13 protein-coding genes and 1 tRNA gene are annotated in these 13,312 nt (G+C 54.3%); all 14 read right to left on the bottom strand.

Annotated features, from left to right (window positions below; translation table 11 throughout):
* Positions 1-34 precede the first annotated feature (34 nt).
* Positions 35-107, bottom strand: a tRNA-Phe gene (locus ACTRC3_RS08655).
* A 97-nt stretch (positions 108-204) separates the two neighbouring features.
* Positions 205-972, bottom strand: a complete 768-nt coding sequence (locus ACTRC3_RS08650) for a class II glutamine amidotransferase (RefSeq protein ID WP_440322784.1) — start codon at positions 970-972, stop codon at positions 205-207.
* Positions 973-1,014: 42 nt separating this feature from the next.
* The gene (locus ACTRC3_RS08645) at positions 1,015-1,779 is read right to left on the bottom strand and encodes an amino acid ABC transporter ATP-binding protein (RefSeq protein WP_440322783.1); all 765 of its coding nucleotides are present in this window, start codon (positions 1,777-1,779) and stop codon (positions 1,015-1,017) included.
* Between the two features lie 3 nt (positions 1,780-1,782).
* Positions 1,783-2,592: an amino acid ABC transporter permease gene (locus ACTRC3_RS08640; protein ID WP_440322782.1), complete on the bottom strand. Its 810-nt coding sequence runs from the start codon at positions 2,590-2,592 to the stop codon at positions 1,783-1,785.
* Positions 2,589-3,248, bottom strand: a complete 660-nt coding sequence (locus tag ACTRC3_RS08635) for an amino acid ABC transporter permease (protein WP_440322781.1) — start codon at positions 3,246-3,248, stop codon at positions 2,589-2,591. The genes ACTRC3_RS08640 and ACTRC3_RS08635 overlap by 4 nt, the downstream gene beginning before the upstream one ends.
* A gap of 109 nt (positions 3,249-3,357) precedes the next feature.
* Positions 3,358-4,368: a transporter substrate-binding domain-containing protein gene (locus tag ACTRC3_RS08630; protein ID WP_440322780.1), complete on the bottom strand. Its 1,011-nt coding sequence runs from the start codon at positions 4,366-4,368 to the stop codon at positions 3,358-3,360.
* A 192-nt stretch (positions 4,369-4,560) separates the two neighbouring features.
* Positions 4,561-5,829 carry a cell wall hydrolase gene (locus tag ACTRC3_RS08625; RefSeq protein ID WP_349165285.1) on the bottom strand — a complete coding sequence of 423 codons (1,269 nt, stop codon included), beginning with the start codon at positions 5,827-5,829 and terminating at the stop codon, positions 4,561-4,563.
* A 24-nt stretch (positions 5,830-5,853) separates the two neighbouring features.
* Positions 5,854-6,351 carry a tRNA (cytidine(34)-2'-O)-methyltransferase gene (locus tag ACTRC3_RS08620; RefSeq protein WP_349165286.1) on the bottom strand — a complete coding sequence of 166 codons (498 nt, stop codon included), beginning with the start codon at positions 6,349-6,351 and terminating at the stop codon, positions 5,854-5,856.
* Positions 6,351-7,529, bottom strand: coding sequence for an aminotransferase class I/II-fold pyridoxal phosphate-dependent enzyme (locus tag ACTRC3_RS08615; protein WP_440322779.1), 1,179 nt, complete (start codon positions 7,527-7,529; stop codon positions 6,351-6,353). The genes ACTRC3_RS08620 and ACTRC3_RS08615 overlap by 1 nt, the downstream gene beginning before the upstream one ends.
* A complete protein-coding gene (locus ACTRC3_RS08610; RefSeq protein WP_158363919.1) occupies positions 7,526-8,008 on the bottom strand; it encodes an Lrp/AsnC family transcriptional regulator in 483 nt (160 codons plus the stop codon). Before ACTRC3_RS08610 ends, ACTRC3_RS08615 begins: the two co-directional genes overlap by 4 nt.
* A gap of 67 nt (positions 8,009-8,075) precedes the next feature.
* Positions 8,076-9,062 (bottom strand): AIR synthase-related protein, encoded by a 987-nt coding sequence (locus tag ACTRC3_RS08605; protein WP_178040137.1) that lies wholly within the window; start codon positions 9,060-9,062, stop codon positions 8,076-8,078.
* A gap of 26 nt (positions 9,063-9,088) precedes the next feature.
* A complete protein-coding gene (locus tag ACTRC3_RS08600) occupies positions 9,089-10,522 on the bottom strand; it encodes a VanW family protein (protein ID WP_440322778.1) in 1,434 nt (477 codons plus the stop codon).
* A 176-nt stretch (positions 10,523-10,698) separates the two neighbouring features.
* A complete protein-coding gene (locus ACTRC3_RS08595; RefSeq protein WP_440322777.1) occupies positions 10,699-11,412 on the bottom strand; it encodes a 3'-5' exonuclease in 714 nt (237 codons plus the stop codon).
* 142 nt (positions 11,413-11,554) lie between these two features.
* Complete coding sequence (locus ACTRC3_RS08590) at positions 11,555-13,312, bottom strand: B12-binding domain-containing radical SAM protein (RefSeq protein ID WP_440322776.1); 1,758 nt, start codon at positions 13,310-13,312, stop codon at positions 11,555-11,557.

Here is a 13,312-nt window from a genome sequence, read left to right as displayed (position 1 = left end):
AAGCTCGAAAATACCTCGCTAAGTGCTCAGTACATGCCCAGAACCGGAATCGAACCAGTGACACGAGGATTTTCAGTCCTCTGCTCTACCAACTGAGCTATCTGGGCTAATTGCTTTCACATAACTTTCATGTGTCACAACAGTGATATTCTACATGATGGAATTATGTTTGTCAAGCAATTTTTCATATTTTACTTTCGTTTTTTAAAGCGGCTTCGTGTACTCGATATCCCGCGGTTCCTTATCGATAAACTCATAGGGATGAGGTTCAGCTTCAAAGACCAGCCTGCCCTTCCGGTAAGCCAGCGGCGTGCTCATAGGGACCTTCTCCCAGGCCGGGTCGTCGGTCAGGGGCTTGGTGGCTACCACCAGGGTGTCGTCTTTCTGCAGGCGGAACAGGGTCTCATAGAAGTTCGTGTGAGCGTAGAACAGGTCGCCGTCGTAAATCAGCAGGTTGACCTTATTCTCCGGCGTAATATCGCGAATCACTTGATTGACCGTCTCAAAGCGCTCTTTATCCGTCAGCGCCCCGCCCTTTTTCGCGATGGCCGCGTCCACCTGGTCAATCAGGTAGTACAGGATCCGCTCGCTGTCAGTACCGCCGTGCTGCTTCCCGATGTAGGCGTCCACCCGGGCGCTCTCAAAAATGGTGCCGTTGTGAATCAGCGTCCACAGCCGTCCGGAGGCGTCCCGTCTCTTGAAGGGATGGCAGTTCTTATACTCCAGCCCACCCTTGGAGGCCTTGCGGATATGGGCCAGAACCACGTCCTCGACGATCTCATCGCTGAGACGATGCTTCAGATAGACGCTTTCCGCAGAGGAAATGGGTTCCTTCTCGATGGACGCGGAATTGCCGTCAAAAAGAGCCAGTCCCCAGCCGTCCGGATTGGTCTCTCCGTGGCTGAAGAAGGTTCCCAGAAGCTCGTTACAATTTACTTTTTCGGCGCTGTTCAGGCCAAATAATTCACACATGTGTAGTTCCTCTTTTCCGTATTTCTGTCCGTAACCGGATCCTTAATGGGCTTTCACCGAATTCAGGAAATCCTGGGCCCGCCTGGTCTGCGGATGCTCGAAGAAGTCCTCCGGCGCGCCCTCCTCGATGATGCTGCCGCCATCCATGAAGATGACCCGATCCGCCACCCGTCTGGCGAAATTCATCTCATGGGTGACGATGACCATGGTCATACCATCCTTCGCAAGTTCCGTCATGACATCCAGCACCTCGCCGATCATCTCCGGATCCAGGGCGCTGGTGGGCTCGTCGAAGAGAATGGCCTTCGGGTGCATGGCCAGGGCGCGGGCGATGGCCACACGCTGCTGCTGGCCGCCGGAAAGCTGGGCCGGTACTTTGGCGGCCTGATTATCCACGCCTACCCTTTTCAGAAGCTCCATGGCTTCCTCCCGGGCCTCCTTCTTCGGCTTGTGCAGTACGTCTATGGGCGCGATGGTCACATTGTCCAGAATGGTCTTGTGGGCAAACAGGTTGAAAGATTGGAATACCATGCCAATCTGGGAACGGAGCTCGGCCAGCCTCCGACCCTCCTCAGGCATCTTGGTTCCGTCGATGAGGATTTCTCCGGAGTCAATGGTCTCCAGTCGGTTGATCGTCCGGCACAGGGTGGATTTACCGGAACCGGACGGTCCGATGACCACGACAACTTCGCCCTTTTTTACGGATAAATTGATATCCTTTAATACATGCAGTTCTCCGAAATGCTTATCTACATGACGCAGTTCGATAACCGGCACTTCATTCGCTGTAGTTCTGTTTTCTTCCATAGTTTATTTTCTCCTTCTGGCAATGGCCACAGAGATTCTATTTAATATATAATTGATCAAAATATAGATAATTGCAACCACCAGATAGACCGAAAGCAGCGCGTCATAGTTGCTGATCAGCACCTTCGCGTTCTGCATCAGGTCCGCATAGTTTACCACATAAGCGAATGTGGTATCCTTCAGCACGATAACCACTTCGGAAATCAGAGCCGGAACCACATACCGCAGAGCCTGGGGAAATACAATCTTGAAGAAGACGCTGTTCTTTCGCATACCCAGGGACACCGCCGCTTCCGTCTGTCCCTTCGGCACCGCGTTGACGCCGGAGCGCAGAACCTCCGCCACCACGCCCGCCGCGGAGATGGCCACCGGGACCGCTATCTTACACAGGGGTGGAAGCTTAATGCCAAACTGAGGCACCACCAGAAAGAAGAAATAGATAAACAGAAGGGTCGGCACGCCGCGGCTGAACTCAATGAGTGCGGTGCAGAGCCATTCCAGCGGTTTGACGCCGCTGATTCTGCCAAGCATCAGAAGGAGGCCTGCAAAAAATGTGATCACGCCTGCCGTCAAGGCGGCGGTCAACGTACCTGCAAGTCCATTTCCGATAAACCGCCAGGTGGTATACCGGGCGAAGAAGGACCAGTATCTGGCGTCCAGCTGCCCGTTGATGGCGAACTGATGAACGACGCCGTAAATCAGCGCTGCCAGAAGCAGAAGTACCGCCGCAGTTCCCGCGGCAATCCATCTGCGGGTCCTGGGACCCGGCGCCTCGTAGAGCGCGTCCCGTATGGATGTCTGTCCGTTATTCATCGCAAAATCCTCACTTTCCGGTCAATCAGGTTGCCGATCTGTCCGATCACCACGGCCGTCGCGCAGTACAGCACCGCAGAAATCAGGAAAGCCGTCACGCCTCCTACGGCTCTGGTATTGATATGGGATACCAGACCGGTCAGATCCGTGGGGTTCATGGGCACCTGGGAAGCCAGCGCCGTCGTCAGCATGGTAGCCACCAGAAGATTGGTCATGGGAAGCACGCTGGAACGAAGGGCCTGGGGAATGACTACATTTTTCAGAATCTTGCCAAAGGACATGCCCAGGGCCCGGGCCGCCTCGATCTGTCCGATACTCACCGTATTCATACCGGCCATCAGATACTCGGAGCAGAACGCCGCCGGGATCAGGGATGTGGCCGTCAGCACACAGGTGTAATAAGAAAGCACCACATTCAGATAGGGCAGCGCGTAGACCAGCATGATAAGCAAAGTCGCACCCGGGATGTTCCGGAAGATCTGCACATAGAAGTCTCCGACCCATCGCAGCGGCTTCACGGGACATACCCGCATGATGGTAATGAGAATACCTATCAGAAATGCAAGCACAAAGGACACTGCCGTCAGCTTCCAGGTGACGAACAATGCCTGTATATATTTGTCTCCGTATTGGGAAAGAAGTTCCTGAATACCCATATGGATTCCTCCTGCGGAAAAAGACCTTCAGAACTACTGAAGGTCCTTCTCCCTGTCTTTCTATTTGTAACTGTTCCGTACCTGACCAGTTACCACGCTTCGGTTCAAGTTACTCGATCGCCGGAGCTTCCGGTACGGTCTCGATGCCGGTGCGGTCGCCCAGGCTGATCTTCCACAGCTGTGCCCAGGTTCCATTGTCCTCGATCTTCTTCAGGAAGTCGTTGACAAATGCTACGCCGTCGGAATCCAGCGGAAGTCCGATACCGTAGTTGTCCTCCGGTCCGAAGGTGTCGCCTGCGATTTCATAAACACCCGGGTTCTTTACGATGGCGTTCAGAAGCAGTGTGTAGTCAGTTACGTATGCGTCTACACGACCCTGCTCCAGAGCGGTACGCGCTTCCTGGTCGTTGGCAAACTCCTGAACGGTAGCTTCCGGCGCGTACTCAGCCAGGATGTCCGGGCCCGTGGAACCGGACTGTGTCGCTACAATCTTGCCAGCCAGGTCGTCTACGCCAGTGATATCCGTATTGCCTGCCTTTACCAGGACTGCCTGCTTGGATGTGTAGTAAGGTCCGGCGAAAGAAATGACTTCCTTACGTGCGTCTGTGATGGAGTAGGTAGCAAATACAGCGTCTACCTGATCGCTTGTCAGAACGGACTCACGGGTACTGGAATCTACCTGTGTCAGCTCATACTTGCTCTCATCGCCCAGGATGTAGCGTGCAAGCAGCTGATACAGTCCTGCATCAAAGCCGCGGATGCCGTTGTCTGTCTCATCCAGCTGGCTGAACAGGAAAGAGGTTCTGGTTCCGCCTACGCGGAGCACGCCAGCTTCCTTTACTGCCGTAGCCCACTTGCTTGCCGCAATGTCAGCGTCGTCTGCTACGATGCCGTCTGCCAGAAGCGCGTCAAATGCATCCTTGTCGATCTCTGCCGCCACCGGCTCTTCTGCCTCTGCTGCGTCTTCCGTGGTCGCCTCTGCTGCCGGAGCCTCAGTCTCCTGTGTGGTTTCTGCTGCCGGAGTCTCGTCTGCCTTGCTTCCGCATGCTGCCAGGCTTCCTGCCAGTGCAATAGTCAGAAGTAACGCGGTTGATTTCTTCAGCCATTTTAAATTTCTCATAATAATCCTCCTTTTTGACTGTTCACGTCGTTTTGATGTTGCAATCATACGCCCTTTAACCTACTTTGTCAATAGGTTATGTATGATTATTTTATTTTTAACAACGAGTAAATTACGCTTCGCGAATTTTACTCGTTATCGCGTAAAAAAAGTCGTCACACAGAGCATTATCTCTGTGCTTCGACTTCTTTGTCAGGATGAATAATTCCAGGTATAGGAAAAAATATGCGCGCCAATTACAAGTCCGCTTAAGGACGGATAATTGGCATAAGTCCGGAAAAAGGTCCGGTTACCCACGTTGGACTCGCCCGCGATAGCGCGGCGGGCAGCATTATAGCAGGATTCGGTGACGGAGTCCGCGCCGTCGGTCAGCATCAGGTCAAAACGGCCTGAAGTAACGGGAGAGAACTGACCCGAAGCCCGGATCACGCTCATGATATCGCCCTGGCTGAAACGGGGATCCCGGATACGGTTCATAACGACAGCGCCCACAGCCAGCTGGCCTTCCGCCCCCTGGTTACCTGCCTCGCAGTAAATCAGCGTCGCCAACGCCTTTACCTCATCGTCACTTGCGCTGTACGCGCCATACTGGGTATATTCCAAATCCGTGGTCCTTACACCGGTTACATCGCCCAGGGAACCAATGATCTCGGCTGCTTTTGACGCCTCGATCTGAGCCTCGATTTTCTTCTTCTCTGCTATCAGCTGCTTCAGCACTTCCTGCTGGCCTGCCAGCGTATTGCTCTTGCCGTCCAGATCGGCCTGGGCTGCTGCGATATCACTGACATGCTGACTGATTTTACCGGATGTACTGCTGGCCAGGGCGGATACCTCACTCTGCTTCTTCTCTACGGAAGCCTGCATTTCGTCCAGGGCTTCTTTTTCAGCCTCCAGCTTCTCTTCCTGCTCCTGAATCTCGGCCTTGTGGGCCGCGTAAGCCTCCAGCATATCCCGGTCGTAGGCGCTGATCCGCGCCGCGTAATCCGCCCGGTTCAGGGCGCCGGCAAAATCGCCGGACTCCAGCAGAATCTCGATGAAGGAGCTCTGAGGATTCTCATACATGTACTGAATCCGCGCCTTCATATCCGCATACTGCTTTTCCTCGGTGGCCTTCGCCGCCTCCAGCTCTCCTTTCGCCTGCTCAATCTCCGCTTTTTTGTTTTCGATCTGCTTATTTAACTCGGAAATCTGGCTCTCCAGACTGGAATACTGCTGGTTCAGCTTCTTCAGATAATCCTCCATCTCAGACTTGGCCTGCTGCAGCCGGTCCTTCTTATCCTTCGTAGCATCGATCTCACTCTGGGTCTTGTCAATCTCGTCCTGCGTCTTATCGATCTCGTTCTGGATATCATCCACGTCGCTCTGATCCGGCACTGCATAGGAAGTAAACCCAAGCGAAAGCGCAAGGGCGGCTGCTCCCAACCGATATGCCATTTTCATCCGAAGTGAATGCTTTTTCATTGCCTTTATTCCTTTTCAGTCTCTTTATTTCCAATCGTATCTGGTCAGGTGTCCCTCCAGGCGCATGCCCGGGAAATCATTCTGGCGCAGGGCCTCATAGAGCACTATGGCCACGGAGTTGGACAGGTTCAGGGATCTGGTGTCGCCCAGCATGGGAATACGGATAGCCCGTTCCTGATTTTCCAGAAGGATCTCCTCGGGAATACCGGCACTCTCCTTACCGAACATAATGTAGCAGTCCGGCTCAAACTGCGCTTCGGTATAGACCCGCGGCCCCTTGGTGGTCGCCATATAGGGACGCGCCCCCGGGTTCTTTTTCAGGAAATCTTCGTAGTTTACATAAGTTGTCACATCCAACTGCGGCCAGTAATCCATACCGGCCCGCTTCAAATCCTTTTCACTTAACCGGAATCCCAGCGGCTCAATCAGATGCAGGCGGGTACCCGTCGCCACACAGGTTCTTCCGATATTGCCTGTGTTGGCCGGAATCTCCGGCTCTAAAAGTACGATATTGAACGCCATTATTTCGCTCCCTTTTCCGCCCGCAGCTTCGTCACAAAGCGCGCCAGACGGCCTGTGGCTTCTTTCAGGTCTTCCAGAGAGTACGCGTAGGAGATTCGAAGAAATCCCTCTCCGCAGGCTCCGAAGGCTGTTCCCGGAACCACGGCCACCTTCTCCTCCATCAGGAACCGGGTAGCAAATTCTTCCGAAGTCATGCCAAATTCCTGGATGCTCGGGAAGATATAGAACGCGCCGTAGGGCTCGAAACAGGATAGTCCCATTTCCCGCAGGGTATGTACCAGGAAACGGCGTCTCTGGTCGTAGGACTCCCGCATCATCGCCACGTCTTCATCGCCGTTTTTCAGAGCCTCTACTGCTGCGTACTGGCTGTTGGTGGGTGCGCACATAATCGCGTACTGATGGAGCTTCGTCATCTGGCTGAGAATCTCCGCCGGTCCGCAGGCATAGCCCAGACGCCAGCCGGTCATGGCATAGGCCTTGGAAAAGCCGTTGATGAGCACGGTGCGCTCCCGCATGCCCGGAATACTGGTGATGGATACATGGTCGCCCGCGTAGCTGAGCTCGGAATAAATCTCATCAGACAGCACGTAAATGTCTTTCTCGATAATGACCTCGGCGATTTCCTCCAGATCCTTCTGGGTCATAATCGCGCCGGTGGGATTGTTCGGGAACGGCAGTACCAGAATCTTGGTCTTGTCTGTGATGGCGTCCCGCAGCTCCCGGGCAGTCAGGCGGAATTCATTCTCCTCCTTCAGCTCGATGATCACCGGCACACCGTCGGCCAGCACACAGCAGGGCTCATAGGATACGTAGCTGGGCTGGGGAATCAGCACCTCGTCGCCCGGATTCAGCATGGCACGGAAGGCCATATCAATGCCTTCGCTGCCGCCTACGGTAATCAGCACCTCCCGGAGCGGGTCGTAGCTTACATGAATGCTGCGCTCCAGATAGCGCACGATTTCCTCACGCAGCTCCTTTAAGCCTGCGTTGGAGGTATAAAAGGTCCGGCCTTTTTCCAGGCTATAGATACCCTCGTCGCGGATATGCCAGGGGGTATCGAAATCCGGCTCGCCCACGCCCAGGGAAATGGCGTCTGGCATCTCATTTACCACATCAAAGAATTTACGGATGCCGGACCAGGGAATTGAAACTGCTTTGTCTGATAATGGGTTTCTCACGGTGTCACCAGCATCCTTTCGTCTTTTTTCTCATGTGCCATAATTGAACCATGGTCTTTGTATTTTTTCAATATGAAATGTGTGGCAGTGCTGAGAACGGAATCCAGCGGCGACAGCTTGTCGGATACGAACTGCGCCACGTCACGCATGGTCTTGCCCTCGATCATCACCATAAAATCAAAGCCGCCGGAGATCAGGTAGACGCTGTCCACCTCCGCGTAATTGTAGATGCGCTCCGCCACCTTATCAAAACCGAAACCGCGCTGGGGGGTAACCTTGACCTCTACCAGGGCTGTCAGCTTCTCCTCGCTGGTCTTATCCCAGTTAATCAGGGTATGATAACCACAGATAATACCTTCCTTTTCCATATCCGCGATCTCATTGGCGACCGCCGCCTCCTCTACTCCCAGCATCACTGCCAGATCCGCCAAATCCACGCGGCTGTTTTTCTCAATGAATGTCAAAATTTTTTCTCTCATTGCTTTCGCCCTCCCGTCAGGATATTATTATAAGCCGGGGCGTCTGAATCAGAAACACCCCGGAATCTTATTCATAGATTTTATATAATTCGTCTGTCTTCGGACGCTCCAGAAAGCTCTCGTCCTCGCCGTTTACGATGCGTCTGGCCTTGCCGTCGGTGGCTTTGCCGATGACCGCCGCCGGAATGCCGGCCTTTTCAAGCTCCCTCACCAGATCGTGTCCCCGGTCTGCCGCCATCAGCATGCAGCCGCTGGAAATCAGATAGTAAGGATTTAGCTCGAAGCACTCGCAGATCTCCACGGTCTCCTGACGGATAGGAATGGCCTTCAGATCGATCTCCAGGCCGACGCCGGACGCCTCCGCCACCTCCCAGAGCGCGCCGTAGATGCCGCCCTCGGTCACGTCGTGCATGGCGCTGACGCCGTGCTTCACCGCAATCTTAGAATCTTCTACCACGGAAATATACCGGTCAAAGCCCTTGGCTGTCTCCACGAACGCCGCCGGGAAACGTTTCCGGAGCTCCTCTTCCTTCTCTTTGGCAATGATAGAGGTGCCCTCCACGCCAATCCATTTGGTCACCAGGATATCCTGACCGGGCTTTGCCCCCGCGGTGGATACCAGATGTCCCTCCTGCACCTTGCCCACGCCTGTGACGCTGATAATGGGCTGATTGACTGCCCGGGTGACCTCGGTGTGGCCGCCCATGACCTGGATATGGAACCGGGCGCAGGCTTCTTCCACTTCGCCCATCATCTGCTTAATGTCGGCCTCCTCGATCTCCTCGGGCAGAAGCACTGTGAGCATGACGCCCACCGGCTCCGCGCCGCTGCTGGCCAGATCGTTTGCGGTAATCTGGATAGCCAAAGTGCCGATATCCTTCACCGTTCCGGTAATGGGATCGGTGGAAATCACGAAAATCTCGCCGGGAGCCAGCTTCATAGCCGCGCAGTCCTCGCCCACGCCGGCGCCCAGAAGCACCTCGTCCCGCTTCGTATGTATCTGCTTAAAAATACTTCTCTTTAAAATTGTCTCTGAAACTTTTCCGACCTTCATGCTGTCCGCTCCTTTGTGTGTATCCCTTACTGCATTCTTGCGACACAGGACGCCAGGGTCGCGTTGACCGTAGCTTCATCCTGGGTGGCAATGGCTGCCTGCAGTTCATTGGACAGATCCGGATCGCCCGCGATACCCACCGTAATCGTCCGGGGCGTCGCCTTGTAGTTACTCTTATTGACCTTGGTGACACTCTCTTCCTTACCGCCCACATAGACATGCTTATACAGCTCCGCTACCACGCCCTTGTGCGCGCTCTCACGGGTAATATAGCCGATGGGCTGACCCGCGTCCGCGATAATCTGCACACCCGGCTCCGTGGTACTCAAAGTGACGCTCTCAAACTTCAGAGTCCGGTTGGACGGACGAGTCTCCTGTCCATAAATGGTGAAAGTCACCTGCTTGCCGCTGGTTACGCCCTCAATATAGACCGGTGCGTCCAGTGTATTCTTAAACTTCAAATCCTTATAAGTTCCCGCGATGGCTGCGTCGTCCGCAGGCTCCACGTAGGTCACGATCATGGAATGATTGGAACGCTCTGTCACCTCCAGCTCCGCCCGGAGAACTGCATTGTACAGGGTGGTGGATACCTGACAGATGCCGCCGCCCAGACTGTCTACCACCTTGCCGTTCAGGTAAGATCCTGCCATAGCGTAGCCGTTGGCCTCAGAGAATGGACTGACTGCCTCATACGCGGAGAAGGTGTCTCCCGGGTACAGCACCGTACCGTTAATATGGGCGGTTCCGGTGGCAATATTCTGACAGCGGGCCGCGCCGGAGGTGCTGTAGCTGGTGGTAAAGGTGCCAAGCACATCCTTGACCTTACTGAGTTCCTCCGCCGTTCCTCTCGGATAATCGGTCTCCACCGGAAGATCCAGAGAACCGTTGGTGTGATCCCACTCATTTTCTATAAAATCGGTAATCAGGGTAATGGAGCTGTCCGCGTCCAACACAATGCCGGTCTGTCCGTCCACAATCCGGAAGGAACCGCCTTCCCGCTTCAGGGTCGCATCCACGGCCTCCTGATCAAATTTCTTGCACTGATTGTTTACATAATCCGTGACCAGCTCGCCATCCAGCGCCCAGGTCAGCTGATAATTCTTGTTCTCATGCTCCAAATCCTTACGGTCCTTGTAACGCCTGATGATATTGCCGGTCTTGCCAAGCTGTACGGCTTCCTCCAGAATCTCGTCTTCATTGGTGCTGATCAGTCCCAGCTCGCTCAGGGTCGGGGTCAGCTCATTGTCGCCGATGTGCAGGGTCAGCGTCTCTTCGCCCATCTCATCCACATAGCTGTTCAGGGCGTCCAGCGCTTCGGTCCGGGTCATGCCGGACAGGTCGATGCCGTCCACATAGACGCCGCTGTGAATGGCTGAATTGTCAGCCGCCAGCGCAGTGGTGCCGCCCGCCAGAAAGGCTGCGCAAAGTACAGCCGCTGTCAGTAACTGTCTCTTTTTCATAATATCTCCTCTTTTTTCCAAAATAGAATCCTGTTTTGCCGGATTCTCCGCCACGATGCATTCCTGCCCGAAAGACTCTTACAGCGCGTAGGTCAGCATCGGCAGTATCATGGCCAGAACCACGATGACGATGATAATCGTGGAAATGATTTTTCGGCTTTTCTTATCGTACCAGTTCATCTTAAAATCCTCCCATGCTCGGAAATAATTTTATCTATGATTCTTGACGCTTCGTTTTTAGTCAATGTGTCAATCTGCACACTTAAGCTTATTTTATGATATTTTATCAGATCATTCAAGTATCCTTTTTGCGCAGGCGTAATCGGACCCTGCTTTTTTACCTTGCAAATGAGGGGCTTTGGCGCAAAAAGTTCTTCGGGGCTGTCCGGAAATTCCATCGCCAGCCGCCTGTAGAGCTCCATAGCCGCGCAGGCGTCGTCGGATGCCCGGTGGGCGCGCTCCTGCTCGATTTTATAATAGGCGCACAGGTAAGGCAGGTTTTTATGCTCCAGATCCGGCAGCAGCGCCCGGGCGATTTTCAGGGTGTCCACGCCGTCCTTTTCGAAGGTCAGACCCAGATTGACCGCGTTTTTCTTTACGAAGCTGTAGTCGAAAAGGATATTGTGGCCCAGAAGCGGCAGCTCTTCACAAAACTCCAGCAGCTCTGTGATGGCTGTCTTCGTATCCTTTCCGGTCGCCGCCATAGCGTCATTGATGCCGGTCAGTTCCTGGATGCGGGGACTGATGGCCATGCCCGGATTCACCAGGGTCTCATAGCGACCCGTGATTTCTCCGTTCACTACTTTTACCGCGCCGATTTCCAGGATACGGTCCTCGGAGGGGTGAAGGCCGGTGGTCTCCAGATCCAGGGCGATGTAGTTTTTTATCATAATCGTATGTTCTCCGTTCTGTTGTATCATTCACTACCGCGCGCATACTCTGTCCTTGTCTGGGCTGATTGCGCCTTGTTTCTGTATCTTAGCACTAAAATTCCTTCAAGCCTTCTGTTTGCGCTGTTTTAGTCTGATTTTATTATTCTTTATATTCTATCACCCTCGCGGCGTGGGTCAGCGGTTCCCGGTTCTCATAATCGAAGACCAGATATTTGACTTGTCCGTCTCCTGCGGGCACCGCCTCCACATGATTCTGCTTCCCTGTCTGCCGCAGGATCTCTGAAAGCTGCTCCTTATACGCCGCCTGGTCGGGCGCGAAGGAAGGCCGCGCCTTGGCCCGCTCCCGCAGATAGTAATCGATGGTCAGAAGCTGCCGGAAGGACTGCTCCTCCTCCGGAAATGATTTCTGCGCGAAGGCCAGCAGCAACTCATACCGCTGCACCCGGGAATGCTTTCGCTGCTCCGCGTGCCGTTCCTCGTAAAACTCCGCCAACTGCTCAAAGAACGCGAAGGGCGACGGAAACCTGGAAACCAGGGCAGCCAGCGTCTCATCAAATTGATGACTATTATAGTAGTTTTCCACCATTTCTTCCACCATTTTCAGGCGCAGCACATCAGAAAAGGGCAGCCAGGGCGTACATAAGACCTCATAGGGCGGCAGCGCCCGGCGGACGATGCCGTATTGCTCCGCCTCCCGGTGCATCCGGGAACCCTTCAGGACCTTCAGGAAGCCAAGCTGCAGTTGGTCGGGCCGCATGGCGTAGACATCGTTAAAGGAGCGTCCGAAACTCTCGTAATCCTCGAAGGGCAGACCCGCGATCAGATCCAGATGCTGATGAATGTTTTTCCCTGCGTGTACCTTCGCCACCACAGCCCGCAGCCCGTCTAGGTCTGTCTTCCGGCAAATGGCTTCGAGGGTCCGCGGGTTCGTGGACTGGACGCCGATTTCCAGCTGAATCAGACCCGGCCGCATCCGCGCGATAAGCGCAAGCTCGTCCTCATCCAGCAGATCCGCTGCGATCTCAAAGTGGAAGTTCGTCACGCCGTTGTCATGAGCCAACAGGTATCGCCAGATGAACATGGCGTGGCTCTTTCGGCAGTTGAAGGTGCGATCCACGAATTTCACCTGGGGCACCTTCCGATCCAGGAAGAACTGCAGCTCCGGCAGCACCAGTTCGAGGCTCCGGAAACGCACGCTCTTATCTATGGAAGAAAGGCAGTAGCTGCAGGAAAAGGGGCAGCCGCGGCTGGATTCGTAGTAGATGATGCGGTTTTCAAAGTCGGTCAGATCCTGATAGGGGAAGGGGAGGGTGGAGAGATCCACCAGGGGCGCCGGGGGATTCGTCTGAATCTGCTCCACCTCCCACGCTTCCGCTTCGTAGTTTACATAACTCTTGTTTGAGTGCTCTGTAAAACTTGGAACGGTTTCTTCGTTTTTCTTTTGAGGAGTCAGATTTCTTCGAAACACCAGCCCCGGTATCTGCAACAAATGCTCCACGTCCGCCTCGCAGTTTACATAACATTCTCCCAATCTCCGAAAACTCTCTTCTCCCTCGCCGCAGAGAATCCCGTCCACCTCCGGGTGCTCCCGGAGATACTGCTCCGCGTCGTAGGATACCTCCGGCCCGCCAAGCCAGATGGGCACTCCCGGCATAACCTTTTTGCACTCGGCGGTCAGCTCCGTCACATATACCATATTCCAGATATAACAGGAAAAGAACAGCACGTCCGGCTTTTTCCGGTAGATATCCCGCAGGATTTCCTCAGTCCGATGATTAATCGTGAACTCGGCCAGCTTCACCTGATCCCGGATGGATCCGGCAGAAGCCCGGAGGCTGTAGACTGCCAGGTTGGAATGGATGTATTTGGCGTTAATCGCCGTCAGTAAAAGCTTCAT

The sequence above is a fragment of the Laedolimicola sp. genome, from assembly GCF_051972735.1.
In the GTDB taxonomy this organism is placed as follows: domain Bacteria; phylum Bacillota; class Clostridia; order Lachnospirales; family Lachnospiraceae; genus Laedolimicola; species Laedolimicola intestinihominis.
This window is presented reverse-complemented; position numbering and strand designations above follow the sequence as displayed.